This window comes from Streptomyces sp. LHD-70 (genome assembly GCF_031157275.1).
GTDB lineage: Bacteria > Actinomycetota > Actinomycetes > Streptomycetales > Streptomycetaceae > Streptomyces.
In genome coordinates this window covers 71,973-85,615 of sequence record NZ_JAVIFW010000023.1, presented here as the reverse complement: position 1 = coordinate 85,615, position 13,643 = coordinate 71,973, and the positions used below count along the sequence as shown (strand labels likewise).

11 protein-coding genes are annotated in these 13,643 nt (G+C 72.9%); 10 read left to right on the top strand and 1 reads right to left on the bottom strand.

The features are described 5' to 3' along the window. Positions 1 to 28: 28 nt before the first annotated feature. The 10 genes from RCO28_RS33045 (at position 29) to RCO28_RS33000 (ending at position 12,695) form a co-directional block, all read left to right on the top strand. Positions 29 to 2,008, top strand: coding sequence for an FAD/NAD(P)-binding protein (locus RCO28_RS33045; protein ID WP_308945021.1), 1,980 nt, complete (start codon positions 29 to 31; stop codon positions 2,006 to 2,008). Next, positions 2,005 to 3,414, top strand: a complete 1,410-nt coding sequence (locus RCO28_RS33040) for a lyase family protein (protein ID WP_308945020.1) — start codon at positions 2,005 to 2,007, stop codon at positions 3,412 to 3,414. Before RCO28_RS33045 ends, RCO28_RS33040 begins: the two co-directional genes overlap by 4 nt. After that, positions 3,414 to 4,784, top strand: a complete 1,371-nt coding sequence (locus RCO28_RS33035; RefSeq protein WP_308945019.1) for a nitrate/nitrite transporter — start codon at positions 3,414 to 3,416, stop codon at positions 4,782 to 4,784. The genes RCO28_RS33040 and RCO28_RS33035 overlap by 1 nt, the downstream gene beginning before the upstream one ends. Before the next feature lie 2 nt (positions 4,785 to 4,786). Then, the gene (locus tag RCO28_RS33030; RefSeq protein ID WP_374991293.1) at positions 4,787 to 6,892 is read left to right on the top strand and encodes a molybdopterin oxidoreductase family protein; all 2,106 of its coding nucleotides are present in this window, start codon (positions 4,787 to 4,789) and stop codon (positions 6,890 to 6,892) included. Positions 6,893 to 6,894: 2 nt separating this feature from the next. Further along, entirely contained in the window at positions 6,895 to 8,325 is a 1,431-nt protein-coding gene (locus RCO28_RS33025) for an FAD-dependent oxidoreductase (protein ID WP_308945018.1), read from the top strand. After that, positions 8,322 to 9,530 carry an FAD-dependent oxidoreductase gene (locus RCO28_RS33020; RefSeq protein ID WP_308945016.1) on the top strand — a complete coding sequence of 403 codons (1,209 nt, stop codon included), beginning with the start codon at positions 8,322 to 8,324 and terminating at the stop codon, positions 9,528 to 9,530. The genes RCO28_RS33025 and RCO28_RS33020 overlap by 4 nt, the downstream gene beginning before the upstream one ends. 58 nt (positions 9,531 to 9,588) lie before the next feature. Continuing rightward, positions 9,589 to 9,846, top strand: coding sequence for a hypothetical protein (locus RCO28_RS33015; RefSeq protein ID WP_308945015.1), 258 nt, complete (start codon positions 9,589 to 9,591; stop codon positions 9,844 to 9,846). Positions 9,847 to 9,848: 2 nt separating this feature from the next. Then, on the top strand, positions 9,849 to 10,226 hold the full coding sequence (locus RCO28_RS33010) for a hypothetical protein (RefSeq protein WP_308945014.1): 378 nt from the start codon (positions 9,849 to 9,851) through the stop codon (positions 10,224 to 10,226). 447 nt (positions 10,227 to 10,673) lie between these two features. Continuing rightward, a complete protein-coding gene (locus RCO28_RS33005; RefSeq protein ID WP_308945013.1) occupies positions 10,674 to 10,928 on the top strand; it encodes a hypothetical protein in 255 nt (84 codons plus the stop codon). A gap of 1,290 nt (positions 10,929 to 12,218) precedes the next feature. Further along, positions 12,219 to 12,695, top strand: coding sequence for an NUDIX domain-containing protein (locus tag RCO28_RS33000; RefSeq protein WP_308945064.1), 477 nt, complete (start codon positions 12,219 to 12,221; stop codon positions 12,693 to 12,695). A 127-nt stretch (positions 12,696 to 12,822) separates the two neighbouring features. On the opposite strand, the gene RCO28_RS32995 is transcribed toward RCO28_RS33000, so the two are convergent. Further along, the gene (locus tag RCO28_RS32995; protein ID WP_308945012.1) at positions 12,823 to 13,602 is read right to left on the bottom strand and encodes a hypothetical protein; all 780 of its coding nucleotides are present in this window, start codon (positions 13,600 to 13,602) and stop codon (positions 12,823 to 12,825) included. Positions 13,603 to 13,643 lie beyond the last annotated feature (41 nt).

Below are 13,643 nucleotides of genomic sequence, written 5' to 3'. Positions count from 1 at the left end.
CACACCGGATACGAAACGGAGAGTCCGCGTGAGTGGTAGTCATGTCGAACTGTGCATAGTCGGAGCCGGTCCGCGTGGACTCTCCGTCCTCGAAAGGCTGTTGGCCAACGAGCGCGAGGGGCGGCGGCACGAGGCGGTAACAGTGCATGTGGTCGACCCCCATGCGCCGGGTGCGGGTGCGGTGTGGCGCGCCGACCAGTCACGGCAGCTCCTGATGAACACCGTCGCCTCCCAGATCACCGTCTTCACCGACGACTCGTCGCGCATCGACGGGCCGGTCGAGGGCGGCCCGAGCCTGTACGAGTGGGCCCAGTCCCTGGCGCTGCTCGCCTCCTTCGGCGACTACGGCCCGGCGACGCTGCGCGAGGCCCGCGCCCTCGGCCCCGACTCGTACCCCACGCGGGCCCTCTACGGCGAGTACCTGCACGACTGCTTCCAGCGTCTGGTCGAGCGCGCGCCCGAGCATGTGACGGTTCGGGTGCACAGGTCGCGGGCGGTGGCGATGTCCGACGTGCACGGCGTGCCCGGCGGGCCGCAGGGCGTGCGCCTGGAGGACGGCACCCGGCTCAACCGGCTCGACGGTGTGGTCCTGGCGTTGGGGCATGTGCCGGCCCGGCTCTCGGCGCGCGAGGAGCGCGCGGCCGCCCTGGCCCGCATCCACCACCTGACGTACATCACGCCGGTCAACCCCGCCGACGTGGACCTCGCCGGGATCCTGCCGGGCCAGAACGTGCTGCTTCGCGGGCTCGGCCTCAACTTCTTCGACTACATGGCCCTGTTCACGGCGGGCCGCGGCGGCACCTTCGTACGCGAGGGCGGAAAGCTGACGTACCGCGCGTCGGGGCAGGAGCCGAAGCTGTACGCGTTCTCCCGGCGCGGCATCCCGTACCACGCGCGCGGCGACAACGAGAAGGGCCCGCACGGGCGTTACTTCCCGAGGCTGCTCACGCCCGGCTTCATCCGGCGGCTGCGGCGCCGCGGCCCGCAGGGCGGCGGGGTGTCGTTCACCCAGGACCTGTGGCCGCTGATCTCGCGCGAGGTGGAGAGCGTCTACTACGGCGCGCTGCTCGTCCAGCGCGGCCAGGACCACGCCCGCGAGGAGTTCACCGAGCGCTATCTGGCCCTGGAGCCGGACGGTGACCTCGCGGGTCTCCTCGCCGAGTTCGGCTTCGAGGACGAGGTCCGCTGGGACTGGGAGAAGCTGTCGCGGCCTTACGGGGAGCGGGAGTTCACCGACCGCGACGACTTCGCGCGGTGGCTGCTCGGCCATCTCGCCGACGATGTGCGGGCCGCCCGGCAGGGCAATGTCAGCGGCCCGCTGAAGGCGGCCCTCGACGTGCTGCGGGACCTGCGCAACGAGATCCGGCTCGCCGTCGACCACGGCGGCCTCGACGGCGACTCGCACCGCGACGACCTGGAGGGCTGGTACACGCCGCTCAACGCGTTCCTGTCGATCGGCCCGCCCGCCTCCCGGATCGAGGAGATGGCCGCGCTGATCGAGGCCGGGGTGCTCACGCTGACCGGCCCCGGCACGCAGGTGCGGGTCGACCCGACGGCACCGCGGTTCGTCGCCGAGTCGCCGTCCGTGCCGGGCGAGCCGGTGCCGGCGACGGTCCTGATCGAGGCGCGGCTGCCCGAGCCCGACCTGCGCCGCACCGCCGACCCGCTGCTCCAGCACCTCCTCAACACCGACCAGGCGGCCCCGTACCGCATCGACGGTGCCCTCGGCACGACGTACGAGACGGGTGGGCTCGCCGTCACGGAGCGGCCGTACCGGCTGGTGGACGGGAAGGGGCAGGCGCATCCGCGGCGGTTCGCGTACGGCGTGCCGACCGAGTCGGTGCACTGGGTCACGGCCGCCGGGATCCGGCCGGGCGTGGACTCGGTGACGCTCGGCGACTCCGACGCGATCGCCCGCGCGGCGCTGTCCCTGCCGCCGGTGGCGCAGGTGCCGGCCGGGGTGCGGCCGACGGTATCGGACGCGGAGCTGCCCGGGGTGATCGTATGAGCGGGCCCTCGGATTCGGGACTCCTGGCTCCCGTGCGGGCCGGGACTCCGGTCGAGGCGGCCGTGTCCGACGAGGCGTGGCTGCAGGGCATGTTGGACGCCGAGGCCGCTCTGGCCCGCGCGCAGGCGCGGCTCGGCACGGTGCCGAAGGACGTCGCGGACCTGATCACCGAGGTGGCGCGGGCCGAGGACTTCGCCGTACGGGAGCTCGCGCTCGACTCGCGGGAGACCGCCAACCCCGTGGTGGGCCTGGTGCGGGCGCTGACGGCCCGGGTCGCGCAGTCCGACCCGGCGGCGGCCGAGTATGTGCACCGGGGCTCCACCAGCCAGGACGTGTTCGACACGGGCGCGATGCTGGTCGCCGCCCGCGCCCTGCGGATCGTCCGCGCCGACCTGGCCCAAGTGGCCGACGCGCTCGGCGAGTTGGCCCGCACCCACCGCGACACGCCGGCGGCCGGGCGGACCCTGGCCCTGCACGCGGTGCCGACGACGTTCGGGCTCAAGGCGGCGGGCTGGCGGTCGCTGGTCCTGGACGCCGCCGAGCGCATCGACCGGCTCGTCGAGGGCGGTCTGCCGGTGTCGATCGGCGGCGCCGCCGGGACGCTCGCCGGGTATCTGGAGTACGCGGCGCTCGACACGCCCGTCGACGACGACGGCGTGCTCGACGGGGAGGCTTATCTGGACCAGCTCGTCGACGCGTTCGCCCTCGAGACGGGCCTGGCCAGGCCGGTGCTGCCGTGGCACGCGCTGCGCACCCCGATGGCGGACCTCGCGGCGGCCCTGGCGTTCACGGCCGGGGCGCTCGGCAAGATCGCCGTCGACGTGCAGTCGCTGACCCGGACCGAGGTCGGCGAGGTCGCTGAGCCGACGGCCGCCGGGCGGGGCAGCTCCTCCGCGATGCCGCACAAGCGCAACCCGGTACTCGCCACCCTGATGCGCGCCGCTGCCCTTCAAGTACCGGCCCTCGCGGGAGCGTTGACGCAGTGCCTGACCACCGAGGACGAGCGGTCCGGCGGGGTGTGGCACGCCGAGTGGCTGCTCCTTCGCGAGTGCCTGCGCCTCGCGGGCGGCGCCGCGCACACCGCCGTCGAGCTGGCCCAGGGCCTGGTCGTACGGCCGGAGCGGATGCGGGCCAACCTGGAGCTGACCGGCAGTCAGCTCGTGTCGGAGCGGATCGCCGCCGTCCTCACGCCGGAGCTCGGCAAGGCGGCCGCGAAGCAGCTGCTCACCGAGGCCACACGGGAGGCACAGGGCACCGGGCAGCCCCTCGCGGTCGTGCTCGCCGCATCGCCCGGGATCCAAGAACGGTTCAAGGCAAGGGAGTTGGTGGAGCTGTGCGACCCGGTGCGCTACACCGGCGGGGCACACCACCTGGTCGACCGGGCCCTGGAACGCGGGGCGGCGTGATGGGACGGAGCAAGCACGTACTCACGCACTGGGACCCCGAGGACGAGGTCTTCTGGCAGCGCGAGGGACGGTTCACGGCCCGCCGCAACCTGGTCCTGTCGGTGTTCTCGGAGCACGTCGGGTTCTCGGTGTGGAGCCTCTGGTCGGTCCTGGTGCTCTTCATGTCGCCGGACATCGGCTTCACCTTCACGCCGTCCGAGAAGTTCCTGCTCGTAGTGGTGCCGACGCTGGTCGGCGCGCTGCTCAGACTGCCGTACAGCGCCGCCGTCGCACGGTTCGGCGGCCGCAACTGGACGGTGTTCGCCTCGGCGGTGCTGCTCGTGCCGGCCGGGCTCGCGACGTACTTCGTGCAGCGGCCCCAGACGCCGCTGTGGGTGTTCCTCCTGATCGGGGCCCTCGCGGGCGTCGGCGGCGGCAACTTCGCCTCGTCGATGACGAACATCACCGCCTTCTATCCGCAGCGCCACCAGGGCTGGGCGCTCGGCATCAACGCGGGCGGCGGCAACCTCGGTGTGGCCGTGGTGCAGCTGCTCGGCCTGCTCGTGATCACCACGGCGGGCGACAGCCATCCCTCGTACGTGGCGGCCGTGTACCTGCCGCTGATCGTGCTCGTCTCCCTGGGCGCGGCGCTGCGCATGGACAACCTGCCGGCGCTGCCCAGGGAGCCGGGGGCGCTGCGGGAGGCCGCCCGGCACCGGCACACCTGGTGGATCTCGCTGCTCTACATCGGCACGTTCGGCTCGTTCATCGGGTACGGCTTCGCCTTCGGCCTGGTGCTGCAGAGCGAGTTCGGGGCGAGCGCGCTGCAGGCGGCCTCGTACACGTTCCTCGGCCCGCTGCTCGGTTCGCTGTCCCGTCCGGTGGGCGGCAAGCTGGCCGACCGGTGGGGCGGGGCGCGGGTCACGTTCGTCAACTTCGTGGCCATGGCGGCCGGTACGGCGGGACTGCTCGCCGCGTCGGTCACGGGCTCGTTCCCGTGGTTCGTGGCGGCGTTCACGGTCCTCTTCGTGCTCGGCGGCATCGGCAACGGGTCGACCTACAAGATGATCCCCGCCGTGCACACCCGGGAGGCGGAGCGCGCGATCTCCTCGGGCGAGGACGCCGCCGCGGCGTTCGCCCGCTCGCGCAGGCTCTCCGGGGCGCTGATCGGGATCGCGGGCGCGGTCGGCGCGCTCGGCGGTGTCGCCATCAACCTGGCGTTCCGCACGGCGTACGGGTCCTCCGGATCGGGCACCGTCGCGTTCGCCGTGTTCCTCGGCTACTACGCGGTGTGCCTGGCCGTCACCTGGGCCGTGTATCTGCGCCGCCGCGAGGAGCCCGCCGTGACCGGTGTGGAGCCGGTGCGGCCGAAGACGGCGGGACGGGTGTGACCGTGGCCGAGACCTCCCGTGCGGGCACGGATGTGACCGTGTCCGAGACCTCCCCTGCGGGCACGAGGACGCACTGCCCGTACTGCGCCCTGCAGTGCGGCACGCTCCTCGGCGGCGCCCGCGGTGCCGTATCCGTATCCCCCGACCCGGACTTCCCCGTGAACCAGGGCGGCCTGTGCCAGAAGGGGTGGACCGCGCCGGCCGTGCTCGACGTGCCGGACCGGCTCACCACCCCGCTGGTGCGCGGCGCCGACGGACAGCTCGCCCCGGCGGGCTGGGACGAGGCGCTCGACCTGGTCGCGCGGCGGCTCGGAGAGATCCGCGACGAGCACGGCCCCGAGGCCCTCGCGGTGTTCGGCGGCGGCGGGCTCACCAACGAGAAGGCGTACGCGCTCGGCAAGTTCGCCCGCCTCGCGCTCGGCACGAGCCAGATCGACTACAACGGCCGCTTCTGCATGTCCTCGGCGGCCGCCGCCCAGAACGCCGCGTTCGGCGTGGACCGGGGGCTGCCGTTCCCGGTCACCGACCTGGGCGACGCGGACGTGGTGCTGCTCGCCGGCGCCAACCCGGCCGAGACCATGCCGCCGCTCCTGCGCCACCTCGACCGGGCCGACCTGATCGTCATCGACCCCCGGCGCACCCGCACCGCCGCGCGCGCCGCGCTGCACCTGCAGCCGACGCCGGGCACGGACCTCGCGCTCGCCCTCGGCCTGCTGCACCTCGCGGTCACCGACGGGCACGTGGACAAGACGTATCTGGGCGAGCGCACCGAGGGCTTCGACGAGACCTGGGCGCGCGCCGTCACCTGGTGGCCGGAACGCGTCGAGGCCGTCACCGGGGTGGCGGTGTCCGAACTCCGTTCCGCCGTACGGATGTTGGCCGAGGCGGAGCGGGCGTATGTGCTCACCGGGCGCGGCGCCGAGCAGCACAGCAAGGGCAGCGACACGGTCGCGGCGTTCATCAACCTCTCCCTCGCCCTGGGGCTGCCCGGCCGCGAGGGCAGCGGATTCGGCACCCTCACCGGGCAGGGCAACGGTCAGGGCGGGCGCGAGCTGGGCCAGAAGGCCGACCAGCTGCCCGGCTACCGCTCCCTGACCGACCCGGCGGCCCGCGCGCACGTGGCGCGGGTGTGGGGCGTGGACCCGGAGCGGCTGCCGGGTCCGGGGCGCAGCGCGTACGAGCTCCTCGACGCGCTCGGCACCGACGGCGGGCCGCGGGCGCTGCTCGTCCTCGGCTCCAATCCGGTGGTGTCGGCGCCGGACGCGGGCCGGATCGCGCGGCGGCTCGGCGCGCTCGATCTGCTGGTGGTGGCCGACTTCGTGCCGTCCGAGACGGCCCGGATGGCCGATGTGGTGCTGCCGGTGGCGCAGTGGGCCGAGGAGGAGGGCACGCTCACCAACCTGGAGGGCCGGGTGCTTCGACGGCGCAGGCTGCTCGACCCGCCGCCCGGCGTCCGCGGCGACCTCGATGTGCTGCACGGCCTCGCGGTCCGGCTCGGCGAGCCCGCCGCACGCTATCCGCGCCGCCCGCGCGAGGTGTTCGAGGAGCTGCGCGCGGCCACCGCGGGCGGCCCGGCCGACTACTCGGGCGTCAGCTACGAGCGCCTGGACCGCGGCGAGGAGCTGTACTGGCCCTGCCCCGAAGGGAGTTCGGGCACGCCGCGGCTGTTCCTCGACGGCTTCGCGCACCCCGGCGGCCGGGCCCGCTTCCAGGCGGTGGAGCACCGGGACGCGGCGGAGCTGCCGAGCCCGGACTTCCCGCTGTACGCGACGACGGGCCGGGTGCTCGCCCAGTACCAGTCGGGCGCGCAGACCCGCCGCGTCGCCGAGCTGACCGAGGCCGCGCCGGAGCCGTACGTCGAGGTGCATCCGGACACCGCGGCGCGCGCCTCTCTCGCCGACGGGCAGCTCGCACGGGTGAGTTCGGCCCGTGGCGCCGTCCTCGCGAAAGTGCGGTACGAGGCGAGCCTGCGCACGGACACCGTGTTCGTGCCGTTCCACTTTCCTGGCGAGGGGCGCGCCAACCTGTTCACGCACGCCGCCCTGGACCCGCGCAGCAGGATGCCGGAGTTCAAGGTGTGCGCGGTACGGATCGAGGCGGCGCGGTGAGCATGTCGGATGCGGATGCGGATGCGGATGTGGATGTGGATACGGCTGAGCGGATCGTGGTCGCCGGGTACGGACCCGCCGCGCACCGGCTCGTGGAACGCCTGGCCCAACGCGGCCACGGGGGCGCGGTCACCGTCCTCGGCGCCGAGCCCGAACCGGCCTACCAGCGGCCCCTGTTGACGTCGGTCGTCGACGGGACACTGCCGTCCGGGGCGCTGCGGCTGCCCGCCGCGCCCGAGGGCGTCCGGCTGCTGCTCGGCGTAACGGCCACGGCGGTGGACCGCGAGCGGCGCCTGGTGCACTCCGACGACGGGCGGAGCCATCCGTACGACCGTCTGGTCCTCGCCACCGGCGCCGCGCCGCGCCTCCCCGACCTGCCCTGGCTCCGCGGCGGCTCGAACCGTCAACTCCCCTCAGGAATACGGGTGTTGCGCACCCTCGACGACACCGCGGCGCTCGCCGGGACCGACCCGGTGACCGTCGTCGGCGGCGGGCCGCTCGCCGTCGAGGCGGTGCTCGCGCTGCGCCGCCTCGGCCGGGACGCGACCTTGGTGCACCGCGGCCCGTACCCCCTCGACCGGCATCTCGACCCGCGCGCGGGCGAGCTGCTCTCCGCGCGCCTGCGCGCCCTGGACGTCGACCTGTGCCTCGGCCGCACGGCCCAGGCGTACGCGGACGGCAAGCTGCGCCTGGACGACGGCCGGTGGGTGGCCGCGTACGACCTGCTGCTGTGCACGGGCGTGACGCCGCGCGACGGGCTCGCCCGGTCGGCGGGGCTCGCGGTGGACGGCGGCGTCCTCGTCGACGACGCGCTGCGCACCGGCGACCCGCGCGTGCACGCCATCGGCGACTGCGCGCGGCCCGCCGGACCCTCCGGCTCGTACGGCGGCCATAGGACGGCCTGGGAGCAGGCCGAGACCCTTGCCCTGCTCCTGACCGGCGACGACTCCCCACCCGCCCGGTCCCGGCCCGTACTGCGCCTGCGCGCCCGGGAGTTGGACCTCGTACGGCTCGGCGCCCCGGACGGCGCGGACGAGACGGTGGTACTCGCGGACGCGGCGCGCGGCCGGTACGCCCGGCTCTCGCTGCGCGACAACCGGGTGTGCGGCGCGGTGCTGCTCGGCCTGGACCGGGCCATCGCGGCGGTGGCGCGGCTCTACCAGCGCGGCGAGCCGGTGCCCGCCGACCGGCTCGCGCTGCTGCTCGGCGCGGCGCCCGAGTACGCGGGCGAGGAGCTGCCCGGCGATGTCGTGGTGTGCCACTGCAGCAACGTCACCGGCACCGATCTGGAGGCCGCGTGGCGGTCCGGCGCCCGCACCCCGGCCGCACTGACCGCCGCCACCCGCGCGAGCACCGGATGCGGCAGCTGCGGCGACGAACTGCGCCGCTGGTGCACGGAGTTCGGACGGCGAGAGGAAGCGGTCACCGCATGAGCAAGGTCCTGGTCGTGATCGGCCACGGCATGGTCGGCCACCGGTTCGTACGGGAGCTGCGCGCCCGCGACCGTAACGGCTCCTGGCGGGTGATCGTCCTCGCCGAGGAACCGGTACCGGCGTACGACCGGCTGCATCTGTCGGAGCGGGCCCGCGGCGCCCCGGAGGCCCAACTGTCGCTGCCCGGCGCGGACTTCGCGTCCGACGACGGCGTGGAGCTGCGCCTCGCGACGCGCGCGGCGCGCATCGACCGCGAGGCGCGGGAGGTGCTCTGCGCGGACGGTGCGCGGGTGCGGTACGACGCCCTGGTCCTGGCCACCGGCTCCCGGCCCTTCGTACCGCCGGTACCCGGCCACGACCTGCCGGGCTGCCACGTCTACCGCACCCTCGCCGACGTGGCCGCGATCCGCGCGGCGGCCCGCCCCGGACATACGGGTGTGGTCGTCGGCGGCGGCCTGCTCGGCCTGGAGGCCGCGGGCGCGCTGCAGGCCCTCGGCATGCGCCCGCACGTCGTGGAGGGCGCGCCGTGGCTGATGCCGCTGCAGCTGGACGAGGGCGGCGGCGCGGTCCTGGCGCGCCTGGTCACGGAACTCGGGGTGGCGCCGCACTGCGGGGTGGGGCTCAAGTCGGTGGACGCGGGCCCGGACGGCACGGTCCGCTCGGCGACCCTGGCCGACGGCACGGTCCTGGACACCTCGCTCGTCGTGTTCTCCACGGGCGTCCGCCCCCGCGACGAACTCGCCGCGGACGCGGGCCTGCGCACGGGCGAGCGCGGCGGCTTCCACGTGGACGGGCACTGCCGTACGGCGGACGACCGGATCTGGGCGGTCGGCGAGTGCGCGGCGGTCGACGGCCGCTGCTTCGGCCTGGTCACACCGGGCTACCGGATGGCGGAATCAGTCGCGTCGACCCTGACCGGCGACTCCCCCGCCCCGCTCTCGGACCCCGACCTGTCGACCGAGCTCAAGCTCCTCGGCGTGGCGGTGGCGAGCTTCGGCGACGCCCACGCGCGGACGGCGGGCGCGGTGGAGTACGCCCACACCTCCGGCGACGGCGACCGCTACGCGAAGCTGGTCCTGGACGCGACGGGCGGCACACTCCTGGGCGGAGTCCTGGCCGGCGACTCTTCCTCGTACGGACGGCTGCGGTCGCTGCTCGGGCATCGGTTGCCGGGGGCGCCGGAGGGGTTGCTCTGGGTGTCCTGAAAAGGGTACGGGTACGGGTGCGTACCCGTACCCTGGGGGTATGGAAAGGAGCGCCACCATGGCCGACGCCAACATCCGTATCCCCACCGAGGCCCGTGACCGTCTCGCCGAGGTCGCCGAGGCCGAGGGCCTGTCCCTGCGCGCCTACCTGTCCCGCCTCGCCGACGACGTGCGCACCCCCGCCGAGCGCGCCGAGCGGGCCGAGAAGGCCAGGGCGGTGCTGCACGAGTGGACCGGCTACAACCCCACCGGCGCCGAGACCGAGGCCCTCGACGCCGAACTCGACCGCCGCCTGAACGCCGCGAGGGCCGCCTGATCATGCCCGAACCCGTCCACGTCGTCCTCGACACCTCAGGGCTCGCGGCCATCGGCGGCAACCTGCTCGCCTCCCGCCTCATCCACCGGGCCCACGCCGAGGCGGACTGGTACCTCTACACCACCGCCTGCGCCCTCGTCGAAGCCGACCGCGACCGCCCCGGCACCGGCACCCACATCGCCCAGCTCCCCGGCATCACCGTCCTGGAACTCGACCTGCCCGCGGCGCTCGCCGTCGCCGAGGACACCACCTGGGGCACCGCCCACACCCTGCACGCGGTCCAGCCCAGCCCCGACCGACCCACCGGCGCCTACGTCGCCACGACCGCTCTCCAGAACTGGCTGGGCAAACCGGTCCGGGTGATCGACCTCAATCCCTGACCGACGCGGGCGTCGAGCGCGCTCGCGAGAAGTCGCACCGTGCTTGCCCGGAACGGGGATCGGTCGTGGTCCACCCCCACCAACTCACTACTCTCCGTGTGCGCCGACGGACTCTTCGTCAACGGGGTCCAAGGTCGAGGAGATCCACCACGGACACCTGTGGGGGTGGCTGATCTGCTGCACCTGCGGCGACCGAGAACGGATCTCCAGCACCCCTCGCGACTCAGACGTCGCCGCCAAACGACTCAAGGAATTCGTGACCAAGCACAAGAAGATGCACACGTGAGGAGGCAGCAGTGCGCACCTGGGAGTTCACGCTGATCATGAACCGGGGCTGACGGACGAGGGAGAGCGCGCTTGGAACTACTGGCCCGGGGCCGATGACCTGCTCGTGGACGGCAGCAACGGCCAGACCAAAGGCCTCCCGGGACCAGCAGGATGGAATCGATGTGCCACATCGAAGCGTCCACGCTCCTGGAAGCCGTCTCCATCGCCACCCGGGAGATCCGCAAGGTGGCAGACGTCCATCCCGTACGTATCGAGGTGGACGAGGAACACCGCGGCGACCTCGAAGGGCTCGCCGCGTCGCCTGACACCTGGCCGACCAGCCATCCAGCTCACTGGCTGGGTGGCTGTGGCTGCCTCGGTCGCCCGTCGAAGGGGCCCCGCAGCACCAACTCATGCCGTTGCCCTGAGATTTGAGGTATCCGCCCCCAAGCGGGCGGAGTGGGGGCCTTTGCCGCGCGGCGGGCTTCCTCGGCGTACTGACGGACGGTTTCGGGGCGAAGGGCTGGGGTGTGTTGGGGCTGGCGATCACCTCGGCAGGCGGCGCATTCGCCGCCGCGTAGCGCCTCGGCTCTCCCGGGGACGCGGCAGATGGTGCATTCCAGCATGCGGATGGTGGGCCGTCGTGGTGGGAGGACGGGTGGCAGCTTGTCGGTCAGCCGGATCTCGGCGATGCGCCGGGGTGAGTGGACTACCGGAGGTAAGCCGGCCGTGAGGGCATGGATGATCAGGTCTCTGGTCGACCCGCGCCGCAGCCATTCCGCGGCGAGCGGAGCCAGAGCCGTGCAGTCGGCGGCGGAGAGGCTCATCCGGCTGTCGGCGAGGCCGAGTTCGGCAAGCAGGGCGTAGGCCTCGCTCGGTGCTGGCGGGGCGGTTGGGGCGGCCGGAGCGGTTGGGGCGACTGGATCTTCCGAAACCGGGTCGTCGGGAACTGGGTCTTCGGGAGCTGGGTCTTCGGGAGCTGGGTCTTCGGGAGCTGGGTCTTCGGGAGCCGCCGGCTCCCCGGAGTCGGCTTCCTCGCCCCGGGGCTCCTGCGGGCACGCGTTCACGTCCCGCCCCTCGACGTACGCGGTCCACCACTCGTCATCGTGAGCCGTACGGGAGAAGTGAGTGTGGGTCACCCAACGGCTCGCCCCCTCGGTGGCCACCCGCTCGCGGATGCGCCGCAGGTGTCCGGCCCGCGACAACTCCCGCAGTGCGGTCCCGATCGAGGCCTGGCCCCGGGGGAGTTGGGCGGACAGGCCCTTGATGGAGACGTCAGCGCCGTCGGGCATTCGGTCGATATACGCGGCGACGGCGGCGGCGACTGGGGGCAGCGCCTCGAAGTCGGTCGTACGTCGCGGCCCCTGACCTGGCACGGAACGTTTTCCGAAGCCGGATACGGCCATGGGGTAGTCAGAGGAGGGGGCCACATAGATAAGCTTGGCAACAGCCATGGATCGTCCAGTGTTCGATCTGCTGGTCAGACCCCCGGAGGTGTTCTCAGCACCGATCGGGGGTCATTTAGTTCTGCGCACGTTACACACCTACATGGCATATGCGCAGCCAATCGCACATTAGTCATATTCCTTGCCCTGCAAGGCAGTTGAACCCGTAACCGGTGTCGGAACGGACGAGCCAACGGCATGGAGGGAGGGTGGGTAAAACCTCCCTCCCCTTCCACACAAGAGCGCTCGCCACCCACCCCCGAAGCCCCTAGATCCGAGCATCGGGGCACAGGCCGGTTCCGCGGCCCGACCGGCTGACGGCGTCCGGTCCAACAGCCTTGCCGTGGCGGCCTCCGCCGTCGTGACGGACGACCAGGGCCGCATCCTGCTCCAGCGGCGGGCCGACTCGGGGAGGTGGGCTCTGCCGGGCGGCGGCATGGAGATGACCGACAGCCTCCCCGGAACTGCCGTACGGGAGGTGCGGGAGGAGACCGGTCTCGACATCGAAGTGACGGGCCTGGTGGGGATCTACACCGATCCCCGTCACGTCATCGCGTACAGCGACGGGGAGGTACGCCGACAGTTCAACGTGTGCTTCCGCGCCCGTCTCGCCGGCGGAACACTGGCCGTCTCGGACGAGTCCCTGGAGCTCCGCTGGGTCGCGCCCGACGAGCTGGACGGCCTGGACCTCCACCACACCCAGCGGCTGCGCCTTCGGCATTTCCTGGAGGACCGCCCGGCGCCGTACCTGGGGTGACCGCCGCCGGACGGATTGCTCGGGGGCTCCGCCCCTCTTCGTTGTGATGTCTCACTGAGCCATCACAACGGTCGAGGCCACCACCCCCGTACGGGATGGTGGCCTCTCGGGTCTTCGTGCGGTCGGCTCAGCTTCCCCGCTGAAGGGTGTCGGCGTGGGGCGGACCATCAGCCGGTTCGCGGCCTGCGATCTGAGGCGGCACACGTCCCGACAGCATCGGGCCCGGCACGTCGGCGTCGGGCTCCGGCCCCGGGACCTCGGGTAATCCCTCGAGGAGCGTGATGAGGGCGGTGAGGGAGTTGGGGATGCGTTCCGGGAGGTACAGAACGGCACTCTCCAGGTTCATGAGCGCGGACTCCAACTCGCTGTCCCCCACTCTGTTCGCGCTCTCGATCAGGCGCTTCAGGTGCTGCTCGACTCGCTCGATGTCCTGCAGCGGCTCCAACTTGGCTTCGCGTGCCCTGATCGCCGTGACGATGCTCATCAGCTGGAAGATGCCGTCGCCCGTACCTCTGCGGATCTGGCCGTCGCTCCACATGACGTAGTGGATGAGCCACATCGGCATGGTCGCGAGCCAGGCACGGGCCTGCCGACGCGCCGCCGCCATCGGCTCCGTCAGGCTGCTGAAGGCACCGGTCGTGACCTCGTGCACCGCCGCCGAGGCGATTGCCGCGCCGCCCACGGTGAGCGAGTTGGCCAGATCCTGGTCGAATCCGACGTGGAGCACGAAGGTCGACGCGATTCCGGCCGTCGCCGTGCGCGCGAGCGCGACCACCTTCCGGTGGGTGTCGACCGCTTCCCCTCGGGTCTGTCCGCGGTGGACTTCTCTCGACATCCTGTCGCGGACATCGTTCAGCCCGTCGTCCGGCAACGCGTGGCTCAGCAGCAGGGCCGAAGTCTTGGCCATCACCCGCTGGGCGAAGACGTGGGCCCGGTCATCGGCGTCCG

Coding starts and splice junctions, on each gene's coding strand:
- RCO28_RS33040 (WP_308945020.1), top strand. CDS start 2,005: ATGAGCGGGCCCTCGGATTCGGGACTCCTGGCTCCCGTGCGGGCCGGG.
- RCO28_RS33035 (WP_308945019.1), top strand. CDS start 3,414: ATGGGACGGAGCAAGCACGTACTCACGCACTGGGACCCCGAGGACGAG.
- RCO28_RS33020 (WP_308945016.1), top strand. CDS start 8,322: ATGAGCAAGGTCCTGGTCGTGATCGGCCACGGCATGGTCGGCCACCGG.
- RCO28_RS32995 (WP_308945012.1), bottom strand. CDS start 13,602: ATGGCCAAGACTTCGGCCCTGCTGCTGAGCCACGCGTTGCCGGACGAC.
- RCO28_RS33010 (WP_308945014.1), top strand. CDS start 9,849: ATGCCCGAACCCGTCCACGTCGTCCTCGACACCTCAGGGCTCGCGGCC.
- RCO28_RS33025 (WP_308945018.1), top strand. CDS start 6,895: ATGTCGGATGCGGATGCGGATGCGGATGTGGATGTGGATACGGCTGAG.
- RCO28_RS33005 (WP_308945013.1), top strand. CDS start 10,674: ATGTGCCACATCGAAGCGTCCACGCTCCTGGAAGCCGTCTCCATCGCC.
- RCO28_RS33015 (WP_308945015.1), top strand. CDS start 9,589: ATGGCCGACGCCAACATCCGTATCCCCACCGAGGCCCGTGACCGTCTC.